The 23,948-nt window shown below is 75.5% G+C and carries 20 protein-coding genes and 1 rRNA gene; 4 read left to right on the top strand and 17 right to left on the bottom strand.

All coding sequences use genetic code 11. The features are described from left to right. Positions 1 to 25: 25 nt before the first annotated feature. From scpB to PH191_RS27340, 3 genes are read right to left on the bottom strand one after another with little or no spacing between them, the layout of a single operon-like run. Positions 26 to 598 carry an SMC-Scp complex subunit ScpB gene (gene scpB / locus PH191_RS27350; RefSeq protein ID WP_274197787.1) on the bottom strand — a complete coding sequence of 191 codons (573 nt, stop codon included), beginning with the start codon at positions 596 to 598 and terminating at the stop codon, positions 26 to 28. Continuing rightward, complete coding sequence (locus PH191_RS27345; RefSeq protein ID WP_274197786.1) at positions 595 to 1,449, bottom strand: segregation and condensation protein A; 855 nt, start codon at positions 1,447 to 1,449, stop codon at positions 595 to 597. The genes scpB and PH191_RS27345 overlap by 4 nt, the downstream gene beginning before the upstream one ends. After that, on the bottom strand, positions 1,446 to 2,375 hold the full coding sequence (locus tag PH191_RS27340; protein WP_274197785.1) for a ParA family protein: 930 nt from the start codon (positions 2,373 to 2,375) through the stop codon (positions 1,446 to 1,448). Before PH191_RS27340 ends, PH191_RS27345 begins: the two co-directional genes overlap by 4 nt. A 234-nt stretch (positions 2,376 to 2,609) precedes the next feature. Here PH191_RS27340 and PH191_RS27335 point away from each other — a divergent pair, with 234 nt between their 5' ends. After that, on the top strand, positions 2,610 to 3,866 hold the full coding sequence (locus PH191_RS27335) for an MFS transporter (protein WP_274197784.1): 1,257 nt from the start codon (positions 2,610 to 2,612) through the stop codon (positions 3,864 to 3,866). Between the two features lie 32 nt (positions 3,867 to 3,898). Here PH191_RS27335 and PH191_RS27330 read toward each other — a convergent pair whose 3' ends face one another. Then, a complete protein-coding gene (locus PH191_RS27330) occupies positions 3,899 to 4,480 on the bottom strand; it encodes a TetR/AcrR family transcriptional regulator (protein ID WP_274197783.1) in 582 nt (193 codons plus the stop codon). Positions 4,481 to 4,580: 100 nt separating this feature from the next. Between PH191_RS27330 and PH191_RS27325 the strand changes: the two genes are divergently transcribed. After that, the gene (locus tag PH191_RS27325; protein WP_420791859.1) at positions 4,581 to 6,041 is read left to right on the top strand and encodes a cytochrome P450; all 1,461 of its coding nucleotides are present in this window, start codon (positions 4,581 to 4,583) and stop codon (positions 6,039 to 6,041) included. Between the two features lie 45 nt (positions 6,042 to 6,086). Here the strand turns inward: PH191_RS27325 and PH191_RS27320 are convergent, their stop codons facing one another. Then, positions 6,087 to 7,013 (bottom strand): site-specific tyrosine recombinase XerD, encoded by a 927-nt coding sequence (locus tag PH191_RS27320; protein WP_274197782.1) that lies wholly within the window; start codon positions 7,011 to 7,013, stop codon positions 6,087 to 6,089. Next, a complete protein-coding gene (gene ald, locus PH191_RS27315; protein ID WP_274197781.1) occupies positions 7,010 to 8,143 on the bottom strand; it encodes an alanine dehydrogenase in 1,134 nt (377 codons plus the stop codon). Before ald ends, PH191_RS27320 begins: the two co-directional genes overlap by 4 nt. Before the next feature lie 97 nt (positions 8,144 to 8,240). Between ald and PH191_RS27310 the strand changes: the two genes are divergently transcribed. Together PH191_RS27310 and PH191_RS27305 are read left to right on the top strand one after the other, a co-directional pair. Continuing rightward, the gene (locus PH191_RS27310) at positions 8,241 to 10,871 is read left to right on the top strand and encodes a LuxR C-terminal-related transcriptional regulator (RefSeq protein WP_274197780.1); all 2,631 of its coding nucleotides are present in this window, start codon (positions 8,241 to 8,243) and stop codon (positions 10,869 to 10,871) included. 94 nt (positions 10,872 to 10,965) lie between these two features. Then, positions 10,966 to 11,568, top strand: a complete 603-nt coding sequence (locus tag PH191_RS27305; protein WP_274197779.1) for a hypothetical protein — start codon at positions 10,966 to 10,968, stop codon at positions 11,566 to 11,568. Between the two features lie 261 nt (positions 11,569 to 11,829). Here the strand turns inward: PH191_RS27305 and PH191_RS27300 are convergent, their stop codons facing one another. From PH191_RS27300 to rrf, 11 genes are all read right to left on the bottom strand, one after another. Continuing rightward, positions 11,830 to 12,507, bottom strand: a complete 678-nt coding sequence (locus tag PH191_RS27300; protein WP_274197778.1) for an NUDIX domain-containing protein — start codon at positions 12,505 to 12,507, stop codon at positions 11,830 to 11,832. Then, positions 12,504 to 14,243 carry a CTP synthase gene (locus PH191_RS27295; protein WP_274197777.1) on the bottom strand — a complete coding sequence of 580 codons (1,740 nt, stop codon included), beginning with the start codon at positions 14,241 to 14,243 and terminating at the stop codon, positions 12,504 to 12,506. Before PH191_RS27295 ends, PH191_RS27300 begins: the two co-directional genes overlap by 4 nt. Positions 14,244 to 14,354: 111 nt before the next feature. Beyond that, positions 14,355 to 15,275, bottom strand: coding sequence for a copper transporter (locus PH191_RS27290; RefSeq protein ID WP_274197776.1), 921 nt, complete (start codon positions 15,273 to 15,275; stop codon positions 14,355 to 14,357). Then, positions 15,272 to 16,465, bottom strand: a complete 1,194-nt coding sequence (steA, locus tag PH191_RS27285; RefSeq protein WP_274197775.1) for a putative cytokinetic ring protein SteA — start codon at positions 16,463 to 16,465, stop codon at positions 15,272 to 15,274. Before steA ends, PH191_RS27290 begins: the two co-directional genes overlap by 4 nt. A gap of 96 nt (positions 16,466 to 16,561) precedes the next feature. Then, the gene (gene recN / locus PH191_RS27280; protein ID WP_274197774.1) at positions 16,562 to 18,487 is read right to left on the bottom strand and encodes a DNA repair protein RecN; all 1,926 of its coding nucleotides are present in this window, start codon (positions 18,485 to 18,487) and stop codon (positions 16,562 to 16,564) included. A gap of 99 nt (positions 18,488 to 18,586) precedes the next feature. Next, positions 18,587 to 19,513, bottom strand: coding sequence for an NAD kinase (locus PH191_RS27275; protein WP_274197921.1), 927 nt, complete (start codon positions 19,511 to 19,513; stop codon positions 18,587 to 18,589). Between the two features lie 80 nt (positions 19,514 to 19,593). Beyond that, positions 19,594 to 20,442, bottom strand: coding sequence for a TlyA family RNA methyltransferase (locus PH191_RS27270; protein ID WP_274197773.1), 849 nt, complete (start codon positions 20,440 to 20,442; stop codon positions 19,594 to 19,596). Between the two features lie 5 nt (positions 20,443 to 20,447). Further along, on the bottom strand, positions 20,448 to 20,633 hold the full coding sequence (locus PH191_RS27265) for a hypothetical protein (protein ID WP_274197772.1): 186 nt from the start codon (positions 20,631 to 20,633) through the stop codon (positions 20,448 to 20,450). Between the two features lie 53 nt (positions 20,634 to 20,686). Next, positions 20,687 to 21,682, bottom strand: a complete 996-nt coding sequence (locus tag PH191_RS27260) for an HAD-IIA family hydrolase (RefSeq protein WP_274197771.1) — start codon at positions 21,680 to 21,682, stop codon at positions 20,687 to 20,689. After that, positions 21,679 to 22,380, bottom strand: coding sequence for a tetratricopeptide repeat protein (locus tag PH191_RS27255; protein WP_274197770.1), 702 nt, complete (start codon positions 22,378 to 22,380; stop codon positions 21,679 to 21,681). The genes PH191_RS27260 and PH191_RS27255 overlap by 4 nt, the downstream gene beginning before the upstream one ends. 1,238 nt (positions 22,381 to 23,618) lie before the next feature. Beyond that, positions 23,619 to 23,735 (bottom strand): 5S ribosomal RNA (rrf, locus tag PH191_RS27250). Between the last annotated feature and the right edge of the window lie 213 nt (positions 23,736 to 23,948).

Genomic DNA, 23,948 nt, shown 5'->3' with positions numbered 1-23,948 from the left:
CCCCACGTTCCCTGCACAACGAGAACTACTCGTCGATGTCGTCCACGTCCGGCAGGAGGGGGGCGATCGGCGGCAGGTCGTCGACGGAATCCAGGCCCAGGCGCTCGAGGAACAGCTCGGTGGTGCGGTACAGCGTCCCGCCGCCCGCGCCGTCCGTCCCCGCCTCGGTGATGAGCCCGCGGGCGGCCAGCGTGCGCATGACCCCGTCGACGTTCACCCCGCGCACCGCCGCGACCCGGGAGCGCGTCACCGGCTGGCGGTAGGCGACGACGGCCAGCGTCTCCAGCGCCGCGCGCGTCAGGCGGGTGCGCTGCCCGTCGAGGACGAAGCGCTCGACGTACGGGGCGAAGCGGTCGCGGCTGTAGAGACGCCAGCCGTCGCCGGTCGACCGCAGCTCCATCCCGCGCCCGCGCTCGGTGTACTCGGCGGCGAGCCCCTCGAGGGCGTCCTTGACCCGCGGGATCGACTGGCCCAGGACGTCGGCGAGCTGGACGGTCGGGGCCGGGGTGTCGACGACGAGCAGCACCGCCTCCAGCGCCGCGAGGAGCTCCTCGTCGGACGCCAGGGCCTCCTCGATCTCCTCGAGGGGATCCGTCACTCGTCCTCCTCGACCAGGCCCGCCGTGTCTGCCGAGCTCCGCTCCGCTTCGTCGGTGGCGCTCCCCGCGTCACCGCCCGGCGCCCAGCGCACCCGCAGCTCGGCGAACGCCTCGGGCTGGTCGAGCGCGACGTCCCGGGAGCGGTACATCTCCAGCACGGCGAGGAAGCGTCCCACGACCTCGATGCCGTGCTCGCAGTCCTCGACGAGCTCGGCGAACGTCGCCGTCCCCCGCCGGCGCAGGCGACCCGACAGGATCTCGACCTGCTCGGGCACCGAGACCGTCGACGCGTGCAGGTGGTCGAGACCCACCGTCGGCGGCGGGACCGGGCGGAAGACCGCGGCGGCCAGCTCCGCGAACCCCTCGGCGTCGACGCCGAGCTGGACCGGCGGGAGCAGCTCGGCGTAGCGGGGCTCGAGCGTCACCGCCCGCGGGTAGCGCATGCGCGCCGCACCCTCGAGCTCGCGGAACAGCGCCGCCACCTGCTGGTAGGCGCGGTACTGCAGCAGGCGCGCGAACAGGACGTCGCGGGCCTCGAGCAGCGCGAGGTCCTCCTCGTCCTCCACCTCGGCCTGCGGGAGCAGGCGCGCGGCCTTGAGGTCGAGCAGGGTCGCCGCGACGACCAGGAAGCCCGTGGTCTCCTCGAGGTCGGCGTCGTCGCCCAGGGCGGCGGTGTAGGCGATGAAGTCGTCGGTGACGCGGCTCAGGGCCACTTCGGTCACGTCGAGCTCGTGGCGCCCGATCAGCTGGAGCAGCAGGTCGAACGGCCCGGTGAAGTTGTGCAGGCTGACCTGGAAGCGGCTCCGCTCGGGCGCCTGGGTCGCCCGGGGTGCTTCGGGGGCCAGCGTCACCGGGCGATGACCTCACGGGCGAGGGCGCGGTAGGCCTCGGCGCCTGCGGACTTCGTGGCCCACCGCGTGATCGGTTCCCCGGCCACGGTGGTCTCGGGGAAGCGGACCGTCCGGTTGATGACGGCGTCGAACACGAGCTCGCCGAAGGCCTCCACGACGCGCGTCATCACCTCGCGGGTGTGCAGCGTGCGGGGGTCGTACATGGTGGCCAGGATGCCGGTGATCTCGAGCTTGGGGTTCAGCCGGTCCTGGACCTTCTCGATCGTGTCCATCAGCAGGGCCACGCCGCGGAGGCTGAAGAACTCGCACTCGAGCGGGATCAGCACGCCGTCGGCGCAGGCCAGGGCGTTGACCGTGAGCAGCCCCAGCGACGGCTGGCAGTCGACGAGGACGTAGTCGTAGCGGTCGAGCACCGGGGCGAGGCAGCGCCCGAGGGTCTGCTCCCGGCCGACCTCGGTGACCAGCTGGACCTCTGCGGCGGAGAGGTCGATGTTCGACGGCAGCAGGTCCATCCCGTCGACCGACGTCGGCATGATGACCTCGTCGATGGTGGTCTTCCGCTCGACGATGAGGTTGTAGATGGTCTGGTCGAGCTGGTGCGGCTGGACGCCGAGGCCGACCGACAGCGCGCCCTGCGGGTCGAAGTCGACGAGCAGCACCCGTCGCCCGTACTCCGCGAGCGCGGCGCCGAGGTTGATCGTCGACGTCGTCTTGCCGACGCCACCCTTCTGGTTGCACATCGCGAGGACCGTCGCCGGGCCGTGGCCGTCGAGGGGGCCCGGGACGGGCACCTCGCGTCGTGGGCGACCGGGCGGGACCTCGTCCACGGTCTCCTTCACCGGCCCGGGGGGCACGGGTTCTGTGCGTTGTGGTGGTTCTGGGGCGTCGGGATCGGGTGACCAGAGGACCGCCTGTGGGTTCCCCATCGCGGTGCCCCTCCCTCGCGTGCCCGGTCGAGTACTCGTGCGATCAGCCTAGGAGTCGCCACGTGCGTGTCCGTGCGCGACTCGCCGGGGTGTCGGCGCCTTCACCGGACTGTCACCCGGTGCGACGGGCAGCCCGATTCGTAGCGATCTCCCGGTCACCGGAAGCGCCCGTGACCCGTCCTGTGACGGCTCACATACTGTCCGCCACCGACCACCCCGACGAGGACGTGCGTGATGACGACCGAGCCCCGAGCCGCGACCAGCGGCTCCACCGCCCGCGACGCCGCGACCGGGTGGGTCCGCCCACTCTGCTGGACCGCGGTCGCCCTGGAGGGCTTCGACCTCGTCGTGCTCGGCGTGGTCATGCCCGTCCTGCTCCGGGACCCCGCCTGGGACCTCGACCCCGCCGGCGCCTCGGTGGTCGTCACCGTCGGCCTGCTCGGCGTGATGGTCGGCGCGCTGGCCGTCGGCCCGATCGCCGACGTGATCGGCCGCCGGGCGACCATGATCGGCACCGTGACCGGGTTCTCCGTGCTCACCCTGGCCTGCGCGTTCGCGCCGAACCCGGAGGTCCTCGGCGGCCTGCGCTTCCTCGCCGGCCTCGGGCTCGGCGGCGTGCTGCCCGTGGCCCTCGCCCTGGTCGCCGAGTACGCCCCGCCCGGGCGCGGCAGCAGCTCCACGACGATCCTCATGACCGGCTACCACGTCGGCGCCGTCCTGACGGCTCTCCTCGGCATCCTGCTCATCGCGCCGTTCGGCTGGCCGGCGATGTTCGTCGCCGGCACGGTGCCCGCGCTGATCCTCGTGCCGCTCCTCTGGGCCAAGCTCCCCGAGTCCGCCGCGTTCCTGGCCCGCCGTCAGGACGGTGGCAGCCGGGACAGCAGCTGGCGCGCCGAGCGCCGGAACCCGCTGACCACGCTCTTCCGCGACGGTTTCGCGCGCCCGACGATCGCCTTCTGGATCTCCTCGTTCATGGGCCTGCTGCTGGTCTACGGCCTCAACACCTGGCTGCCGGAGATCATGCGGTCGGCGGGCTACGAGCTGGGCGCGGCCCTCGCGCTGTTGCTCGTGCTCAACATCGGCGCCATCCTCGGGCTGCTGCTCGCGGGCACCGTGGCCAACCGGATCGGCGTGCGCCCGGCGACCATCGCCTGGTTCTCCGCCGCGACCCTGTTCCTGGCCCTGCTCTCGATCCGCCTGCCGGGGGTCGGGGTGTACGTCAGCGTGCTGCTCGCGGGCATCTTCGTCTTCTCGGCCCAGGTGCTGGTGTACGCGTACGTCTCGCAGCTCTACCCGGCCGAGGCCCGCGGGACCGCGCTCGGCACCGCCAGCGGCGTCGGCCGTCTCGGGGCCATCGCCGGCCCGATCATCGGCGGCGCCCTGCTCCAGGCGGGCATCGCCTACCCGTGGGGCTTCTACGCCTTCGCCGTCGTCGCCGCCCTCGGCGCCCTCGGCGTGGTCCTGGTGGGTCGGGCGCCTGCTCCTACGTGAGTGGAATTCCCGGCTATGGCCGGGAACTCCACTCACGGGTCGGCGAGGTAGCGCACGACCGCCGTGGCGATCTGGTCGGCGACGTCGTCGGGCGTGTGCAGGGGCAGCACGAGGTGGCTGATCGTCAGCCGCGCCGCGATCTCCGCGGCCGACGACGCCGTGGCCGGGTCGAGCTCCGGGCGGCGCCGCAGGAGGAAGCGGGCGGCACGGTCGCGCGCCGCCACCACCAGCGGCTCGGCCTCGGTGGTCAGCAGCGGGAGCAGGTCGCCGGCGCCCTGCCCGGTGAGCAGGACCCGCAGGAGCGGGTCGCGCGCGACCGTGTCGAGCGTCGTGCGCACCGCCCCGGTCCACGCGCGGTGGAGGTCGTCCTCGCCGTCGAGGGCGGCCTCGAGGTCGGCCAGGAACTCCTCGGTCCGCCGCAGCACCAGCGCCGCGGCCAGCCCCTGCTTGCTCGCGAACTCGTTGTAGAGGGTCTGGCGACTGACACCGATGCCGTCGGCCACGTCCTGCAGCCGCAGCCCGCGCCAGCCCCCGGCCACGAGCAGCTCGGCGGCCCGCTCGAGGGCGTCGTCGCGCACGAGGCCGCGGGCGCGGTCGGTGAACGAGCTGGGCACGGCGCCGGACGATAGCGGATTCTCGACACGAACGTCGAACGCGTCCTCGGCGTGGACACAGAAGCCAGTTGTGTCTACCGTTCGCGGCTGTCGGGAGTCCCTGGAGGTAGCCGTGTCCGCGGTCCGCACCGTGACGGGCGAGCGCCTGTCGTCCGCCGTCCTCGCGCCGATGCCGCCGGGCGTCGACCGCCGTCTGCTCGAGCGGATGCGTCCGCGGGAGGTCCGGCCGCTGGCCGAGCCCCCGGCGGGCTCCGGTCTCGCGCCGGTGCCGGGCACGCCCGGCCCGCCGGTGCTCGGGCACACGCTGTCCTACATCCGCTACGGCCACGCCTTCACCCGCGCGCGCCACGCGGCGCTCGGGCCGGTGTCCTGGTGCGGGTTCGTCGGCGAGGACGTCGTGATCGCGGCCGGCCCCGACGCCACCCACGCGGTGCTCACCAACCCCGACAAGGCCTACTCGCAGGACGGGTGGCGCTTCCTCGTCGACGACTTCTTCCACCGCGGGCTGATGCTGCTCGACGGCGACGACCACCGTACCCACCGGCGGGTCATGCAGGAGGCCTTCACGGCCGCCCGGGTCCGCGGCTACGTCGACCGGACGGTCCCCGTCCTGCGCGAGACGATCCCCACCTGGCCGACCGACCGGCAGGTGCGCGTCTACCCGATGCTCAAGCGCCTGACCCTTGACGTCGCCACCCGCGTCTTCATGGACGGGCGCTCCGGGCCGGAGGCCGAGGCGGTCAACCGGGCGTTCATGGACTGCGTGCAGGCGGCCAGCGCGATCGTGCGCCGCGACCTGCCCGGCACCCGCTACCGCGCGGGGCTGCGGGGACGCGCCCTGCTCGAGCGCTACTTCACCGAGGCCCTGCCGGCCAAGCGCGCCGGTGACGGCGACGACCTGTTCTCCGCGCTCTGCCGGGCCCGGACCCCGGAGGGCGAGGCGTTCAGCGACGCCGACGTCGTCAACCACATGATCTTCCTGATGATGGCCGCGCACGACACCTCGACGATCACCAGCGCGGCCGCCGCCTACTACCTGGCGGCGAACCCGGAGTGGCAGGAGCGGGCCCGGGCGGAGTCGCTCGCGCTCGGCGACGCGCCCCCCGACGCGGCGGCGCTGCAGTCGCTGGGCACGCTGGACCTGGTCATAAAGGAGTCGCTGCGCCTCGCCGCGCCCGTGCCGATCGTCATGCGCCGGACCGTCCGCGACACCGCGCTGCTGGGTCACCACATCCCGGAGGGCCAGCTGGTGATGGTCGCGGGCGCGGTGAACCACCACGACCCGGCGATCTGGACCGACCCCGACACCTTCGACCCCGAGCGCTTCGCCGAGCACCGCCGCGAGGACCGCGCGCACCGCGACGCCTGGATCCCGTTCGGCGGCGGCGTGCACAAGTGCCTGGGCATGCTGTTCGGCTCGCTCGAGGTGACGGCGATCCTGCACGAGCTGCTGCGCCACCACCGCATCACCGTCGCGCCGGGCTACCGGCCGCGCTGGGACAACACCTCGCTACCCGTCCCCGCCGACGGCCTCCCCCTGCGCCTGGAGCCGTTGCGCTGAACGGCCTATGTGAGTGATTTTCCCGGCTATAGCCGGGAAAATCACTCACATACGGGCGCGCGGGTGTGCCATCGCGAAGACCTCGCGCAGGGTGTCGACGGTGACCTGGGTGTAGATCTGCGTCGTGGTCACCGAGGCGTGGCCGAGCAGCTCCTGCACGACGCGCAGGTCGGCGCCGCCGTCGAGCAGGTGGGTGGCGAACGAGTGGCGCAGGGTGTGCGGGGAGATCGCCACGTCGAGGCCCGCGCGGTCGGCGGCCTCGCGCAGCGTGGCCCAGGCGCTCTGGCGCGACAGGCGCGCCCCGCGCGCGTTGAGGAACAGCGCCGGCGTCCCCCGCCCCCGCGCCGCCAGCGCCGGGCGGGCCCGCACCCGGTAGGCCTCGAGCGCGGCGATCGCCGGGCGGCCGATCGGCACGATCCGTTCCTTGCCGCCCTTGCCGGCCAGGCGCACCGAGCGCACGGTGACGTCGACGTCGTCGAGATCCAGACCCACCGCCTCGGTGATCCGGGCGCCGGTGGAGTACAGCAGCTCGTGCAGGGCGCGGTCGCGGACCCCGCCGACGTCGTCGCCGTCGCCGCCCCGGACCGACAGCAGCCGGTCGACGGTGGCGACGTCGAGCGCCTTGGGCAGCCGGCGCGGCGGGGACGGCGGGTGCACCTCGCGCGCCACGTCCACCGCGACCAGGCCCTCGGCCAGCGCGAACCGGTGCAGCCCGCGCACCGCGACCACCGCGCGGGTCGCCGACGCCGTCGACAGCGCCGAGCCGCCGTCACGCCCGGTGCGCAGGGCGACGAGGAAGTCGCCGACGTGGCGCTCGGTGACGTCAGCGAGGTCGGTGACCCCGGCCGCCTCGAGGTGCTCCAGGTAGCGCCGCAGGTCACGGCGGTACGAGGTCAGCGTGTTCTCCGCCGTGCCCCGCTCGACCAGCAGGTGGTCGAGGTAGGTGTCGACGGCCGTCGCGGGCCTCGTCACGCCGGGTCCTCCACCCCCGGGAGCACCTCGGACAGCGGTCGCACCGGCAGGTCGTGCGCGGCGCCGACGGCGGGCGTGACGAGCTCGCCCTCGACCACGTTCACGCCCTTGGCGAGCGCCGGGTCCGCCTTGGCCGCCCCCGCGAGGCCGTGGTCGGCGAGCGCGACGACGTAGGGCAGCGTCACGCCGGTGAGCGCCCGGGTCGAGGTCGTCGGCACCGCGCCGGGCACGTTGGCGACGCAGTAGAAGATCGAGTCGTGCACGCGGTAGGTCGGCTCGGCGTGCGTCGTCGGGCGGGTGTCCTCGAAGCACCCGCCCTGGTCGACGGCCAGGTCGACGAGCACCGACCCGCTGCGCATCTCGCCGACCAGCCGATTCGGCACGAGGACGGGCGCCTTCGCGCCGGGCACCAGCACCGCGCCGATGACGAGGTCCGCCTCCTGGCAGGCCCGCTCGATCTCCGGGGTGCTCGACAGCACCGTGCGCACCGCCCCGTTGAAGATCTCGTCGACGCGGCGCAGCGCCTTCACGCTGACGTCGAGGACCTCCACCGACGCCCGCAGGCCCACCGCGATCGTCACCGCGGCCAGCCCGGACGTCCCGGCGCCGATCACCGCGACCCGCCCCGGCCGCACCCCGGGGACGCCGCCGAGCAGCACGCCGCGTCCGCCCTGCGCGTTCTCGAGGTGGTGCGCGCCGACCTGCGGCGCCATGCGCCCGGCGATCTCGCTCATCGGCGCGAGCAGCGGCAGCACCCCGTCGGGGGTCTGCACCGTCTCGTAGGCGACGGCCGTCGCGCCGGCGTCGAGCAGCGCCGTCGTGCACTCCCGCGACGCCGCGAGGTGCAGGTAGGTGAACAGGACCTGGTCGCGACGCAGCCGGTGGTACTCCGACGGGACGGGCTCCTTGACCTTGAGCAGCAGGTCGGCCGAGGCCCACACCTCGTCGGCGGTGTCGATGACGCGGGCACCCGCGTCGCGGAACGCCTCGTCGGTGATCGCCGACCCGACGCCCGCCCCCGTCTCCACGAGGACCTCGTGGCCGCGCCGGACGAGCTCGGTGACACCGATGGCCGTGAGCGCCACCCGGTCCTCGTGGTCCTTGACCTCGCGTGGAACGCCAACCCGCATGCCGGCTCCTCCCTCGGGGAGCGCGACTCTAGCCCCGCCACCAGGCCCCTCGTCGATCTCCGGCCCGCCTGTCGTCGCACGCTGGCACGATGCGGCGATGGGCACGACACCGCGTCCCGACGACGTCGCGGACGTGATCCCCCTCGTCCGACCGGCGCGGTGGGACTGGGTGCCGCGGACGAAGCTGTTCCGCCCGCCGACGGTCGCGGACACCGTGCTCGATCCCGACCTGCTGGACCGGACCGCGCGGGCCGTGGACGACGTCCCCGTGACGACGATCGTCGCGACGGCGGGCGCCGGGAAGAGCACGCTCGCCTCCGCGGTGGTCGAACGCACCGGGCGTCGCGCGGCGTGGTTGCGGTTCGACGAGCTCGACGACGACCCGGCGAGCGTCGTCGAGCTCCTCGTCCGGGCCCTCGACCCGCTGGTCGAGGGCGGGTGCGCCGGCTCGCGCCAGCTGCTCGACACCGGCCTGCCCGCCGCGGCGGACCCGCGGCGCGCCGTCGGGGTGCTGGTCAACGACCTCGTCGTCGCCGGGCCGCCCCCGCTGCTCCTGGTGCTCGACGACCTGCACACGGTCGGCGACGCGGGCCCGGTGCTCGACTACCTCGTCGCCAACCTCCCGCCCGCGCTGCACCTGCTGATCACCGCCCGCCGCGACCCGCCCGTGCCGGCGGCGCGCCTGCGCGCCCGGGGGCAGCTGCACGAGGTCCGCGACGCCGACCTGCGCATCTCGCCCGAGCGCGCCGCGATCCTGCTCAACGACCACCTCGGGCTGGGCCTGTCCCCCGAGCGCGTGCGCGAGGTGGTGGCGACGGCGGACGGCTGGGTGACCGGTGTCCGCCTGCTCGGCACCTCGCCGGAGGCGCTCGACGACTACCTCGACAGCGAGATCCTCGGCGACGGGACGCCCGACCTGCGGCGCTTCCTCCTCGACACCGCCGTCCTCGACGTCCTGGAGCCCGACGTCTGCACGGCGGTGACCGGCCGTGACGACGCCACGTCCCTGCTCACCGCCACCCGGGCCCGGCTCGGCCCGTTGGTGCTCGTGGCCGACGACCGGGGGCACCGGCCGGTCCTGCGGCACCACGACCTGCTCCGCGCGGCCCTGCGCCGCACGCTCACCGTCGAGGACCCCGCGCGGGTCCCGGCGCTGCACCGCGCCGCCGCCGGGGCCGTCACCGACCCGGCCCGCCGCGTGGAGCACCTGCTGGCCGCGGGGTCCGGCGCGGAGGCCGCCGACGCCGTCGCCGCGCTCGCCGGCACCGATTTCCCCCGACCCGCCGAGCTGCACCACCTCGAGACGTGGATCCGGCGCCTGCCGCCCGCCGAGGTCACCGCCCGGCCCCGCCTCGGGGTGCTCGCCGGGTTCGCCGCCGTGCAGCGCGGCCGGCTCGCCGAGGCGAGGGCCCTGCTCGAGCCCGCCCTCGAGGGCGCCGCCGCCGGTACCGCGCGGGCCGACCGCGTGACGCACTGGCTCGCCGCCCGTGCGCTGCACGTCGCCACCTCCGACCACGCGCGCCTGGTGCCGGTCCTGGCCGCCCTCGAGGACGACCCGGCGTTCGCCGACCTCTCCCCCGCCGCCCGCGTCGAGCACCACCTCTCCCGGGCGTACGCCGCGACGTTCACCGGGGACCCGTCGGCGGCCTTCGCGCGGACGCGGGAGGCGGTCGCCCTGGCCGCGGGGTCCGGCGACGACACCGCGACGGAGGTCCTCGCGCGGCACCTCAGCCCGCTGCTGATCGCCCACGAGGGCGGCATGGACCTCGTCGCGGAGCACATCGCCCGGACCACCGCCCGCACCACCGCCATGCACACCGCACCCAGTCCTCTCGTCCGGCTGGGCCTGCTCCTGCAGCGCGCCTACGTCGCCCTGCTCGCGGGACGGTGGGACGAGGCGCGCGCGGCCGCCGCGGAGGCGGGGGATCTGCCCGAGCGACTCGGCGGCCTGCCCTACCTGCGCGCCACGCTCGACTGGGTTGAGGCCGCCGTCGCCCATGCGCACGGCGACCTCGTGCTCGCCGAGGCCCGCTGCCGGCCCGCGGCCGCCACCGACCTGGACCGCGAGCTCCTGCCGGTGCGCCGGGCGCTGCTCGCCCGCACCCTGCGCCGCCGCGGCCGGACCGCAGATCTCGCCGAGCTCGCCGAGCTCGCCCGCGTTGCGCCGGACCACGACCCGCTCGCCGCCGCTGCAGCGGCCTCGGTCCGTGCGCAGCACGCGCTGGCGACGGGTGACGCGGCGGCGGCCGTGGAGCACCTGAGCGACCGCACCCTGCTCCTCGCGCCGTTCGTGGTGCCGCTGCCCCTCGACCGTGCCCTCGCCCTCGCCGCCGCCGGCCGTCACGCCGAGGCCGTCGCGGGGGTCCGGGAGATGGTGGAGATCGCGCGCCGGTGGCGGATGCCCGGGCTGCTCGCCCTCGCCGGGGACGAGGCGCGGCCCCTGCTGGAGGAGGTCGGCGGACCCACGGTCAGCACCGCGCTCGCCGCGCTCGACGGTCCGGCCGGGCCGGCTCCGGTGCCGGTGCCCGGTGGCGGCGAGGTCCTCTCGGGCCGCGAGGTGGAGGTGCTGCGCCTGCTCGCCGACGGCGCCTCCAACCGGAGCGTCGCGGAGCGGCTGGTGGTCAGCGAGAACACCGTCAAGACCCACGTCCGGCACCTGCTCACGAAGCTGGGCGCGGGCTCACGCGGCGAGGCCGTCGCCCTCGCCCGCCGACACCACCTGCTCTGAGCACCGATCACCCGCGCCGGATCACCACCCCGCTCACCCGCGATCGTCATTCCGGGCGATGGGCCGGAGGCGCCGCCCCGGTGGACTGGTCCGCATGAACAGCACACCGCTCGAGCGCGTGAGCGGCACCGCCGCGCTCCTCGCCCCCGTCCTCCTCCTCGCCAGCACCGTCGCGTTCTCCACGCTCGGTGGCGGCATCGGCGTCGGTGCCGTCGCCGGCGTGGCCCTCGTCTTCGCCATGATCATGTTCGCGATCGCGCTCGTCGGGCTCGCCCGCCGGGCCGAGCCCGTGGCCCCACGCGCCGCGGCCGCCGTCACCGCCTTCGGGCTCGCCGGGACCGCCGGGGGCGTCGGGTTCGGCATCGACAGCATCCAGGCGCAGCTGTTCGGGACACCCGGGCTCGACGAGGTGAGCCTCGCGGGCGTGATCGCCCTGCGGGTGGGCGTGCTCTTCCCGCTGTCGATGATCGCGCTGGCCGTGCTGCTGGGCGTCACCGGGCGGGCACCGCGTGCCCTGGCCGCGACGCTGGCCGTGGCCGCGGCGCTGTTCCCGGTCGCCCGGATCGGCGGGCTGCTGCCGGTCGGGATCGCGTCGGACCTGTTGTTCGTCGCCGCCATGGGCGGGCTCGGTCTGGGCCTGATCCGGGGTACGTCCCGCCCGGCGCGACAGGACCGCCGGGAGCCCGTCGCCGCCTGACCCCCCGACATCACACCACCGACCCACCGCCGGTACGCCCCCTCGGGCGTGCCGTCGGTGTGTGTGCGGGGCGGAGATTGACCACCGTGCGCCTCGGGACCACGCTGCCGCAGTTCGGGAACGCCCTCGACGAGGCCGCGCTGGACCTGATCCGCGAGGTGCTGCGAGAGACGAGCTGACGTCGCCGGCGGGTGATCGATGCCGTGATCAACGGGGACTCCGCGCGCGTAGAAGCAGCGAACCGCCCGTTCGTTGCGACGCCTAGCGCGCGGCGCGCCTCGCCGCGTACTCGGTCGGGCGGTCGACCCAGGGCGCGTCGACGGGGCGCGGCGTGAACCGGCCGGCCACGACCTCCGCGGCCGCGAACACGCCCGCGACGCACGGACCGTTCACCAGCGCACCCGACATCGCGCCGGCCACGAGGTCGTCGAGGGGCACCCGGCGGATCACCAGGTCGGCCTCCTCGTCGCCGCCGCCAGGCGGGCGGTCCACCGAGCGCAGGCCCCGGGCGAGGTACACGCGCACCGACTCGTCGGCGAAGCCCGGGCAGCCCGAGATGTCGACGAGCGTGGACCACTCGTCGGCCGCGACCCCGACCTCCTCGACGAGCTCGCGCTTCGCCGCCTCGACGGGGTCCTCGCCCTGGCCGTCGAGCAGGCCCGCCGGCATCTCCCACAGACGCCGCCCGAGCGCGGGGCGGTACTGGTAGATCATGACCAGGCGGTCGTCCTCGTCGAGCGCGGCGACCGCGACGGCGCCGAAGTGCTCGACCTTCTCCCGCCCGGCGATCCGGCCGCCGGGCATGCGCACGTCGTCGCGCCGCAGCGCGAAGATCGGCCCCTCGTAGAGCGTCTCGGTGCCCTCGACCGTGAAGTCGTGGGGCGGACGGCCGCCGTGGGGGTCGGCGAGCGAGTCGGGCGTGACCGGGGGTCGCGTCACGAGGACGCCGCCGCCGGGATGTCGACGCCGTCGACACGCGCTTCGGAGTCGGGCTCCAGATCCGTCCCCGTCCCGAGGTCCAGGCGCTCCGAGGCGACGTGGCGCAGGGACGCGGCGACGAAGGCGCGGAACAGCGGGTGCGCGCGGGTCGGCCGGCTCTTGAGCTCCGGGTGCGCCTGGGTGCCGACGAAGAACGGGTGCTTGTCGCGCGGCAGCTCGACGAACTCGACCAGCGACCCGTCCGGCGACGTCCCCGAGAACACGAGGCCGGCCCCGACGAGACGGTCGCGGTAGGCGTTGTTGACCTCGTAGCGGTGGCGGTGGCGCTCGGTGACCTTCCCGGTGCCGTACGCGGCGCGCACGACCGTCTCCGGGGCGAGCACCGCGGGCCAGGACCCCAGCCGCATGGTGCCGCCCATGTCGCGCTCGCCGGCGACGACGTCGGTCTGGTCGGCCATCGTGGAGATCACCGGGTGCGGGGTGCTCTCGTCGAACTCCGCGGAGTTCGCGCCCTCGAGCCCGGCCATGGTCCGCGCGGCGTGGATGACCATGCACTGCAGCCCCAGGCACAGGCCGAGCGTCGGGATCCCGTTGCGGTGCGCGTGCGCCAGGGCGCCGAGCTTGCCCTCGATGCCCCGGATGCCGAAGCCGCCGGGGATCAGGACCCCGGACACGCCCTTCAGCGCCGCCGCCGCACCCGACGGCGTCTCGCACGAGTCGGACGGGACCCAGCGGACGGCGACGCGGGCGCGGTGCGCGAAGCCGCCGGCGCGGACCGCCTCGGTGACCGAGAGGTAGGCGTCGGGCAGGTCCACGTACTTGCCGACGATCGCGATCTCGACCGTCTCGGTGGGGTGGTGGACCCGCTCGAGCAGGTCGCCCCAGACCGTCCAGTCGACGTCGCGGAACGGCAGGCCGAGACGACGGACGACGTAGGCGTCGAGGCCCTCACCGTGCAGCACCTTGGGGATGTCGTAGATCGACGGGGCGTCCGGGCAGGCGACGACCCCGTCCTCCTCGACGTCGCACATGAGGCTGATCTTGCGGGTCATCTCCTCGGGGATCGCACGGTCCGCGCGCAGCACCAGCCCGTCGGGCTGGATACCGATGTTGCGCAGCGCGGCCACCGAGTGCTGCGTGGGCTTGGTCTTCAGCTCGCCCGACGGGGCCAGGAACGGCACCAGCGAGACGTGCAGGAAGAAGCAGTTGTCCCGGCCGACCTCGTGGCGCAGCTGGCGGGCGGCCTCGAGGAACGGCAGCGACTCGATGTCGCCGACGGTGCCGCCGACCTCGGTGATGACGACGTCGGGCGCCGGGTCGGCGGTGCGCATCGCGAGGACCCGCGACTTGATCTCGTCGGTGATGTGTGGGATGACCTGCACGGTGTCGCCGAGGTACTCGCCGCGCCGCTCCTTGGCGATGACGCTCGAGTACACCTGCCCCGTCGTCACGTTCGCGCGCGCCGAGAGGTCGCGGTCGAGGAAGCGCTCGTAGTGCCCGATGTCCAGGTCGGTCTCGGCGCCGTCCTCGGTGACGAAGACCTCGCCGTGCTGGAACGGGTTCATCGTGCCGGGGTCGACGTTGAGGTACGGGTCGAGCTTCTGCATCGTCACCCGCAGCCCGCGGGCGGTGAGCAGCTGGCCCAGGCTCGAGGCCGTCAGCCCCTTGCCGAGCGACGAGGCGACCCCGCCGGTGACGAACACGTGCTTGGTGGTGCGCGCCGGCTGCACGGTCACACCACCGGGCCGTGCGCGAGGGCCGTTCGAGCGATCCTCGGTCCAGGCAGTCCGCGATCCACGGGGCTCAATGCTAACCCCGTGTCGCCGCCCCGCCCGGGTGACCCCGCTCTACGGGGCCGGTGCCGTCTGCGGGGTGAACGTTCCCGCGACCGGGCCGAAGAGCCCGGTGCGCCCGTCGGCCTGCTCGCGCAGCGCGAGGACCGTCGCCACCTGCGACGACGGGACCTCGAGCCCGTCGACGGTCGAGAGCCCGCTGCGCAGGGCGGAGTCGTTGCGGACGGCGGTGACGGCGCCCGAGCCGGTGCGCCCGGCGAGCACCGCGCCGGCCCCGACGCGGTCCAGTTCGCCGGTCATGCGGGCCAGGGTGCTGTCGCGGGCGGGGTCGGCGCCCCCGCCGGTGACGACGAGCGCGAGCTCGCCCGGCGCCGGGTCGAGCGCGTCGGGCGCCTGCACGTACCCGGCCTCGCTCAGCGCCTGGAGCGCCGTCCGGGTCTCGGGCCCCGTGGTCTGCTCGTCCATGCCGCCGGGGCGGGCGACGAGCAGCGCCCCGAGCAGCGAGCCGGTGAGCGCGCCGGTGTCGGTGGTGGTCGGCAGCTGCGCCCCGGCGGGCAGGAGCCGCGGGACGAGCGCGCGCAGCGCGTCGGCCCGGTCGGGGGCCAGCGCGGCGTCGGTCAGCACGAGTCGACCGGTGACGCGTCCGCCGGCGCGGGTGACGAGCTCGGAGACGGTGGCGACGTCGGCCGGGTCGGCGCCGGGCGCGGCGACGACCGCGACGCCCCGGCCCGGGAGCACGCCCGCGACGGTCGACGGGGCGCCGGCCGCGACGAGGCGCTCGGTGGCCTGCAGGCGGGTGTCGACGGCGGCGCGGTCGCCGCGCAGGGCGACGACCTGGCCGGCGAGCTCGTCGCGGTCGGTGGTCAGGGCGCCGAGCACGCGGCCCGAGAGCGCCGACGCGCCGAGGACGACGCCGAGGGCGAGCGCGAGCAGGATCGCCGCGATCGAGACGACGTGGTAGCGCAGCGACATCATCCCCCGACCCCCTGGAACGCGGCCAGGACGGCGAGCCACCCCTCGCGCACGAGCATCACGATGGGCTCGGCGAGCCCGCTGGCCAGCAGCGCCGCGGCGCCGACCGCCGCCACGGCGAGCAGCAGCAACAGCACCGCGCCGGTGGTGACCCGGTGACGGTGCAGGGACGCCACGGCCGCCCCGTCCACCAGCGTCGGCCCCAGCCGCAGCCGCGTCAGGACGGTCGACGGGTTGCTGCCCGAGCGGCCACGGTCGAGGAAGCCGGTGAGCGTGCCGTCGAACCCGCACGCCACCACGAGCGACGCCCCGTGGCGGTGCGCCAGGAGCAGCGCCATGTCCTCCGGGTTCGCCGACGACGGGAACCCGACCGGGTCGATGCCGGCGTCCTGCAGCCGCGCGAGCCCCGCGATGTGCCCGTCGAGGTCGGCGGGGATCACGACGTCGACGGCCTTGCGGGCCAGCTCGGGGTCGATCTCCAATGCGGTGCCGACCACCACGACCGGCGTGTGGCCGGCCTCGCGCAGGGCCTCGGCACCGCTGCCGACGCCGACCAGGACCGGGCGTTCCTCGCGGATGAAGTGCTTGAGGCGCCGCAGCTCGGCGGCGCGATCCGCGCCCGGGGCGACCACCAGCACGGTGCGGCCGTACACCGCGGTCTCGAGGCCGGGGACCCCGACGCCGTCGAGCAGCATCGCCCGCTCGCGCCCCATGAACTCGGTGGTGTTCGCCGAGAACGCCTCGAGCTGCGAGGCCAGGCCCGAGCGGGCCTCCCCGAGCTGGTCGGCCACCGTCTCGGGGGTCTGGGAGAAGCCGCGGGCGACCTCCTGGTCGCCGAGGTAGACCCCGCCGTCGTGCAGCCGCACCGCGGCGCCGTCACGGACCCGGCGCAGCACGGCCTCGCCGACGTCGTCGACGAGCGCCACGCCGGCGTCGGTGAGGATCTCCGGGCCGAGGTTCGGGTAGCGCCCCGAGATCGACGGCGAGACGTTGACGACTCCGGCCACCCCGGCGTCGACGAGCGCGTGCGCCGTCGCGCGGTCCAGGTCGACCTGGTCGATCACCGCGATGTCCCCGCGGCCCACCCGGCGGAGCAGCTCCGGGGCGAGCGCGCCGCCCGAACGTCCCCCGAGGCGCGCCGTGCCGACGACACCGACCGGTGCGTCCTTGGTGCGTCCCCGTGGCCACTTCATGCCCGCCACCCCGCGCCACTGCCACGACCCATGCCTCCGATCGTCGCCGGAGGGGCCGGATGTGCGGCGCCGACGCGCCGGACCGGGGTCCCGGGGTCACCCGGCCCGGCGACTCCGGCGGCCTCCGCTACGCCGCGTGGCGGCACCGCGCTCGATCGGGGTGGGCGCCGCGCCGTCCCCGGTGCTCGACGCGCGGTCGGCCGCCGCGGCGGCGAGCAGCTCCTCGGCGTGGGCGCGTCCGGTCTCGGTCTCCTCGGTGCCCGCGAGCATGCGGGCGAGCTCGACCACGCGGTCGCCGTCGGAGATCGTGCGGACCGCGCTGCGCGTCACGCCGTGCTCGTCGGTGCCCGTGACGGCCTGCAGCCCGCCCTTGTCGACCACGAGGTGCCGGTCGGCGTATGCGGCCACCTGCGCGAGGTGGGTGACGACGACGACCTGGTGGGTGGCGGCCAGCCGGGCGAGCCGGCGTCCGACCTCCACCGCCGCGCGCCCGCCGACCCCGGCGTCGACCTCGTCGAACACCAGCGTCGGCGTGGTGTCGGCGCCGGCGAGCACGACCTCGACCGCGAGCATCACCCGTGAGAGCTCACCGCCCGAGGCGCCCTTGTGCACCGGCAGGGGCGGGGCGCCGGCGTGCGGGGTGAGCAGCAGCTCCACCTCGTCGACGCCGTCGGGACCGGCCACCACGCGGCGTCCGTCGACGTCGAGCGCCTGCGGGTCGGCGCCGGTCGCCTCCTTCACCCCGACCGCGAGCGCCACCGACGCCGCGCCCATGGCCAGGCCGTCGAGCTCGGCGGACACGGCGGCGCCGAAGCGGTCGGCGGCCTCGCGGCGCGCAACCGAGACCGTGGCTGCGTGCTCGGCGAGCTCGCGGGCCAGCTGCTCGGCCTCGGCGGCCAGGGCGGCGAGCGCCTCGTCGGAGGTGTCGAGGCCGGCGAGGCGCTCGCGCGCGGACGTCGCCCACTCCAGGACGCCGTCGACGTCGGCCGCGTACTTGCGCGTGAGGCTCTTGAGGGCGGCCTGGCGTTCCAGCACCTGCTCGAGACGCTGCGGGTCGGCCTCGAGGCGCGCGAGGTAGTCGGTGAGCTCCGCGGCGGCGTCCCCAAGCAGCGCGGCGGCCTCGGCCAGGCGCGGATCGAGCCCGGCGAGCGCCGGGTCGTCGCTGCCCTGCACACGCCGGCGGGCCTCGCCCAGCAGCCCCACCGCGTCAGGCTCCTCCCCGACCCCGTCGGGCGGGCCCGCGAGCGCGGCGAGCGCCGCGGTGGCGGCGGCCCGGAGATCGTCGGCGTCGGCGAGCCGGCGGGCCTCGGCGACGAGATCGGCGTCCTCGCCGGGCTGCGGGTCGACCGACTCGATCTCGGTGAGACCGTGGCGCAGCATGTCCGACTCGCGGGTGAGCTCGCGGGCCTTCTCGCGGCGCCGGGTCAGCTCGGTGGTCGCCGTGCGCCACGCCGTCCGCGTGCGGCGGTAGGCCGCCAGCGGCTCGGCGACGGCGGCGCCCGCGAAGCGGTCGAGCACGGCGCGCTGCTCGGACGCGCGCAGGAGGCGCAGGGCCTCGTGCTGGCCGTGGACGGCGAGCGCGGCGTCGGTGACGTCGGAGAGCACGGCCATCGGCACCGAGCGACCGCCGAGGTGCGCCCGCGAGCGGCCGTCGGCCGAGACGGTGCGCGCGGCGATCAGGCTGCCGTCGTCGTCGAGCGCGGCGCCCGCGTCGGTGGCGAGCCGGACCGCGGAGCGGGGCTCGCCGTCGGGGGTCTCCTCGCCGGTCGCGTCAGCACCGTCGGCCTCCTCGGCCAGGTCGTCCGGGGTGGGCAGCAGGAAGCGCCCCTCCACCATGGCCCGCCCGGCACCGCGACGGACGCGCGAGGAGTCCGCACGACCACCGCCCAGGAGGTGCAACCCGGTGACCACCATCGTCTTCCCGGCCCCGGTCTCCCCGGTGACCACGGTGAGGCCGGGGTGCAGATCGAGGGTCGCGTCCTCGATGACCCCGAGGGCCTGGATCCTCAGCTCGGCGAGCACGGGCCTCACGATAACCAGGGCCCCCGACGCCGCGGGGCCGAACACGCCGATCCGATCGAACACATGGTCGAACGGTCGGTGTCCGGCGGTCGACGGGGCTCAGTGCGTCCGGCCGCGCCAGCCCTGCACCGGGAGCCCGAACTTGCGGACCAGCCGGTCGGTGAACGGCTGGACGCGCAGCCGGGCGAGCAGGACGGGGTTGCGGCCCCGGACCACCTCGACGCGCGCCCCGGGCGGCAGCTCGATGGTGCGGCGCCCGTCGCAGACGAGCACGCCCGCGTCGCCGCGGCCCGACACCTCCAGCGCCACCCGCGAGTCCGGCGAGATCACCAGCGGCCGGGCGAACAGCGCGTGCGCGTTGCTGGGCACCAGCAGCATCGCCTGGACCTCCGGCCACACCACCGGCCCGCCCGCGGAGAACGCATAGGCCGTGGAGCCGGTGGGCGTCGCGCAGAGCACGCCGTCGCACGCGAACTCCGACACCGGGCGGCTGTCGACCTCGAGCACGATGTCGAGCAGGCGCGCCCAGTTCATCTTCTCGACGATCGCCTCGTTGAGCGCCCAGGTCCGGCCCAGCTCGGTGCCGTTCTGGTGGGCGACCACGTCGACGGTCATGCGCTCCTCGACGCGGTACGTGCGCCCGACGACCGCGTCGAGCACCTCGTCGAGGTCGTCGATGTCGGCCTCGGCGAGGAAGCCGACCCGCCCGAGGTTCACCCCGAGCATCGGCACCCGGGCGTGCCGGGCGAGCTCGGCCGCGCGCAGCAGCGTCCCGTCGCCACCGAGCACCAGGACGATCTCCATGCCGAAGGCGGCGTCGGAGTCGGCCTCGACCTTGCGCGGGCGCTGGGACTCGGGCAGCTCGTCGAACAGGCCCTCGTCGGTGGAGTACTCGTCGGGCAGCACCCGCAGCGCGAAACCGGCCTCGGCCAGCCGGCGGGCGGCCTGGATCGCCACCTTGCGCGTCGCCTCGCGGCCGGTGTGCACCACCAGCAGCGCGTCGCGCGTCCCGTCCGGGGACGCGATGTCCTGCGCGTGCGCCCTGCGCGTCGGCGCGGACGCGGCCCCGTCGACCCCGGTCACCGGCGCTCCTCCCCGTCGTCCGCTCATGCCGGCCCCTGCTCGACGGCACGCCGCACGAGCGCCTCGTCGTCAGTCTGGGTGCTCGCCGGCTCGTCCGCCGTGTGATCGGCGGCTCGGCGCAGCCAGCAGAAGTACTCCACGTTGCCCGACGGCCCGGGCAGCGGGCTGGCGACGACGTCGCGCAGCGCGAGACCCCGCGTGCGGGCGGCGGCGACCACGTCCAGCACGGCCGACGCGCGCAGCTCCGGGTCGCGGACGACACCGCCGGATCCCAGCCGCTCGCGGCCGACCTCGAACTGCGGCTTCACCATCGGCACCAGGTCCCCGCCGGGCACGGTGCACGCGACCAGGGCGTCGAGGACGAGGCCCAGGGAGATGAACGACAGGTCGGCGACGACGAGGTCCACCGGCCCCCCAATGTCCTCGGGGGCCAGCGACCGGACGTTGACGCGGTCGTGCACCGCGACCCGCGGGTCGGTCTGCAGCGCCCACACCAGCTGCCCGTAGCCGACGTCGACGGCGACCACCTCGCGGGCACCCCGCCTCAGGAGCACGTCGGTGAACCCGCCGGTCGACGCGCCGGCGTCGAGACAGCGGCGACCGTCGACGGCGAGGCCCTGCGGCGCGAACGCCTCGAGCGCGCCGAGCAGCTTCTGCGCACCCCGTGACGCCCAGCCCGGGTCGTCGACGTCGTCGCGCACGACCACGGCCGCGGCGGTCTCGACGGCCGTCGCCGGCTTCGTCGCGACCGAGCCACCGACCGTCACCCGGCCGTCGGCGATGAGCCCGGCGGCGTGCTCGCGCGAGCGCGCGAGGCCGCGCCGGACCAGCTCCGCGTCGAGTCGCAGCCGGCGCGCGGTCGACCGGGCCACCGCGGTCAGGTCCGGTCCACGTCGGCCAGCACGGCGACCATCGCGTCGTGCACGGCCTCGAAGCGGGCGGCGTGCTCGGCCGGGTCGAACGTCTCGTCGGGTGCGTCGGCGGACGGGAGGGCACCCACCGCCCCGCGCAGGACGGCCAGGGGCTCGGCGTCGGCCGTGGTGGCGTCGCCGGGCTCGGTCATGGCGTGTCCTCCGACGTCGGGACGGTGGTCCTGTCGCCGTCCACGCTAACGCGTCACCCGGGCGCGAGCCCGAGGGTGCTGATCATCTTCTCGGCACGGTCGTCGGCGGCGCGGACCTCGGCGCCGCCGGCCGGCGCGTCCCACGCCACCCGGCACAGGGCCCGCAGGGCGCCGGCGGTGTCGTCGTCGGCGCCCGAGGCGAGCACGACGACGCCGTCCTCACGGCTCGCCGTCCAGCCGCCGGTGTCGCCGTCGAGCACGCGGATGGCGTCGAGATCCCCGCCGAGGACCTGCAGGTCGGGGCCGAGGTACGTCGGACGCTGCTCGGGCGGCGCGCCGAGGACGTCGGCGGCCGTCGACACGCCGGTGAGGACGAGCAGGCTGTCGGCGTCGACGGCGTGGCCGCCGGCGATGTCGGTGTCCAGGCGGTCCCCGATCACCAGGGGACGCTGCGCCCCGGCACGCTCGATGGCCTGGCGCAGCAGGGGTGCCGCCGGCTTGCCGGCCACCTCGGGCTCGCGACGGCACGCGGTGCGCAGCACGGCCACCATCGACCCGTTGCCCGGCAGGAAGCCCCGCTCGTTGGGCAGCGTGGGGTCGACGTTGCAGGCCACCCAGTGCGCGCCACGGTTCAGGGCGAGCGCCGCCTCGGCGAGGATGCGCCAGCCCGTGTCGGGCGAGTGGCCCTGCACCACCGCGACCGGCGTGTCCTCCTCGGAACGCACGGGCCTCAGTCCGACGAGACGGATCTCCTCGGCCAGCGCCTCGGCGCCGACGACGAGCACCGGCGCCCCGGGCTCGCAGTGCTCCGCGACGACCGCCGCGCCCGCCTGGGCGCTGGTCACGACGTCGTCGGGCTCCAGCGTCAGGCCCAGCTCGCGCAGGTGCTCGGCCACCTCGTCGGGGCCGCGCGAGGCGTTGTTCGTGACGTAGGAGACGGTCGCGCCGCGGCGTGCGGCCTCGAGGCTCTCGACGGCCCCGTCGATCGCGTCCGGTCCGCGGTAGACCGTGCCGTCGAGGTCGACGAGCAGCGCGTCGTAGCCGCTCACGCCGTCGGCCCCGCCGGGTCGGCGTCGGCGTCGCTGTCGTCGGCGTCGCTGTCGTCGGCGTCGCTGTCGGCGGCGTCGCCGTCGTCGGCGTCGCCGTCGTCGGTATCGCTGTCGTCGGCCGGGGCCTCGGCGGTCCCGGTCTCGGCCTCCGCCGCGACGACTCCTTCGCCGGCGCCGAGCATGATGGCGCGCTCCTCGGCGTCCGTCTCGCCCTCGACGTCGGTGCCGGCGGCCTCGAGGAACGCCCGGATGGCGTCGTCGGTACGGCCGGCGGCCTGGAGCGCCTCGGCGTAGGCGTAGAAGAGGCGTGGCACCCAGGGCTCGTCGCGCGACGCGTCGAGCTCGGGCACCTGCAGGCCGACGACGGCGGCGTCGGCCTCGCCGAGGTCGCGTCGCGCGCCCGAGACCACGATCAGCAGCTCGACGGCCTCCTCGGGCTCGAGGTCGCGGGCCTCGGGGCTGCGCGAGAGCTCGATCGCGCGCTCCGGGCGACCCAGGGCGCGCTCGGCGTCGGCCATGACCGGCAGGTGACCGTCACCGCCCATCCGCCGGCTCGCACGCAGCTCGGAGAGCGCCTCGGCCCACTCGCCGGCGTGGTAGGCGGCGAGGCCCGACGCCTCGCGGACCATCGCGACCCGGCTCGCCCGGTGCCGCGCGAACCGTGCGTGGGCGAGCGCCGCCTCGGGCTCGTCGTCCACGAGCTCGCCGACCGCGACGAGGTGTCGCGCGACCAGGTCGGCCAGGTCCTTCGGGAGCCCGCGCAGGGCACGCCGCGCCTCCTGGTCGAGGAGCTCGGGCGTGATGTCGTCGGGCAGCGGCGGTGCGACCGGACGTGGAGCGGCGTCCTGGTGGCGCTCGATCGGCGCCTGGACGTGCGCCGTGCGACGCGCGTCGGCGCCACCGCGACGCTCGGGGTCGGCCGCACGCGGGTCGCGACGGCGCTCGTCACGTCCGTCGCCGCGGGCCCCGGCCGGGCGCCCGCCCTGGCGATCGTCGCGGGGACGGTCGTTGCGGGGACGGTCCTGGCGAGGTCGGTCGCCCGAGGGACGGTCGTCCCGCCGGCGGTCGCCGCCACCGGTCGGCCGGTCGCCACGGGGACGGTCGTCGCGCGGGCGGTCGCCACGGGGATGCTCGCTCCCGGGCCGGTCGTCGCGGGGCCGGCCTGTGGTCGGGCGGTCGCCGCGGGACCGGTCGTCACGGGGTCGATCGTCGCGCGGGCGGTCATGGCGAGGCCGATCGCCGCGCGGACGATCGTCACGGGGGCGATCCGACGTGGGCCGGTCGCTGCGGGAGCCGCCGCGCGGGCGGTCGTCACCCCGGTCGTCCGGTCGTCCCCGGGAGTCGGGGCGGCCGCCACCTCGGGCGGCGCCACCACCGTCCCGGGCGGGGCGGCCCCGGTCCGGGCCGCCTCCGGTCGGGTGACCGCCGGAGCCGCCCGGGCCACGACGGGGTCCACCGCGGGCACCGGGTGCGACATCGCCGGAGCGTCCGTTGTCGCGACCGCGCGGACCGGGACCCCGGCCCTCGGAGCGCTCGGTGTCGCGTCCTTCCGGACGACGATCGGCACCACCGCGAGGGCGGTCGCCGCGACCGGCACCCGGGCCGTCGCCACGTCCGCCGCGGTCGTCGCGAGCAGGCCGGTCGCCGTTGCGGGGCCGGCCGGTGCCGCCGCCCTTCGGGGCTCCGCGGTCGCGGCCGGTGGGCGCACGGCGGGGGCCACCCTGCCGGTCGTCCCGCGACGAGCCGGTCGCGCGGCCCTGGCGGGGGCCGTCATCGGCTCCGCGGGAGCCGGCCCCGTCCGACGCATCCGACGACATGGCGGGCCTCCTCAGGGCATGAAAAAGGGCAGGGCTCCGGCCGGAGTCCTGCCCATCATCAGTCTCGCTGTTCAGGGTTCCCTCCTCGCGAGGAGGAGAGGTGTGGGGGTGGTCGGGTGTTCCGGCGGTGTCCTACTCTCCCACGACCTGTCGGTCGCAGTACCATCGGCGCTGGAGGGCTTAGCTTCCGGGTTCGGGATGGGTCCGGGCGTTTCCCCTCCGCTGTGACCACCGGAACACCCCACCACCCCCACGAGCCGGTTGCCCGGTTGTGGGGTGGGGTGTGTGGTCGCTGGGATATGCACAGTGGACGCGAACAGTTTGTTCGTTACGCAGTTGTTTGCCGTGTTCACACACAAGCTCGTCGTGATTGCTTGACGTGTGTGTGGGCAAGTCCTCGGCCTATTAGTACCAGTCCACTGAACGCCTTGCGGCGATTACATGTCTGG

This window comes from Actinomycetospora callitridis, from assembly GCF_028737265.1.
GTDB lineage: Bacteria > Actinomycetota > Actinomycetes > Mycobacteriales > Pseudonocardiaceae > Actinomycetospora > Actinomycetospora callitridis.
Note: the sequence above shows the minus strand (reverse complement) of the source record. Positions and strands in the feature narration are given on the sequence as shown.

Bases quoted from the DNA above. Each gene is read 5' to 3' on its own strand.
- steA (WP_274197775.1), bottom strand. From the start codon at position 16,465: ATGAAGTGGCCACGGGGACGCACCAAGGACGCACCGGTCGGTGTCGTC.
- PH191_RS27340 (WP_274197785.1), bottom strand. From the start codon at position 2,375: ATGGGGAACCCACAGGCGGTCCTCTGGTCACCCGATCCCGACGCCCCA.
- ald (WP_274197781.1), bottom strand. From the start codon at position 8,143: ATGCGGGTTGGCGTTCCACGCGAGGTCAAGGACCACGAGGACCGGGTG.
- PH191_RS27290 (WP_274197776.1), bottom strand. From the start codon at position 15,275: ATGATGTCGCTGCGCTACCACGTCGTCTCGATCGCGGCGATCCTGCTC.
- PH191_RS27310 (WP_274197780.1), top strand. From the start codon at position 8,241: ATGGGCACGACACCGCGTCCCGACGACGTCGCGGACGTGATCCCCCTC.
- PH191_RS27305 (WP_274197779.1), top strand. From the start codon at position 10,966: ATGAACAGCACACCGCTCGAGCGCGTGAGCGGCACCGCCGCGCTCCTC.
- PH191_RS27335 (WP_274197784.1), top strand. From the start codon at position 2,610: ATGACGACCGAGCCCCGAGCCGCGACCAGCGGCTCCACCGCCCGCGAC.
- PH191_RS27265 (WP_274197772.1), bottom strand. From the start codon at position 20,633: ATGACCGAGCCCGGCGACGCCACCACGGCCGACGCCGAGCCCCTGGCC.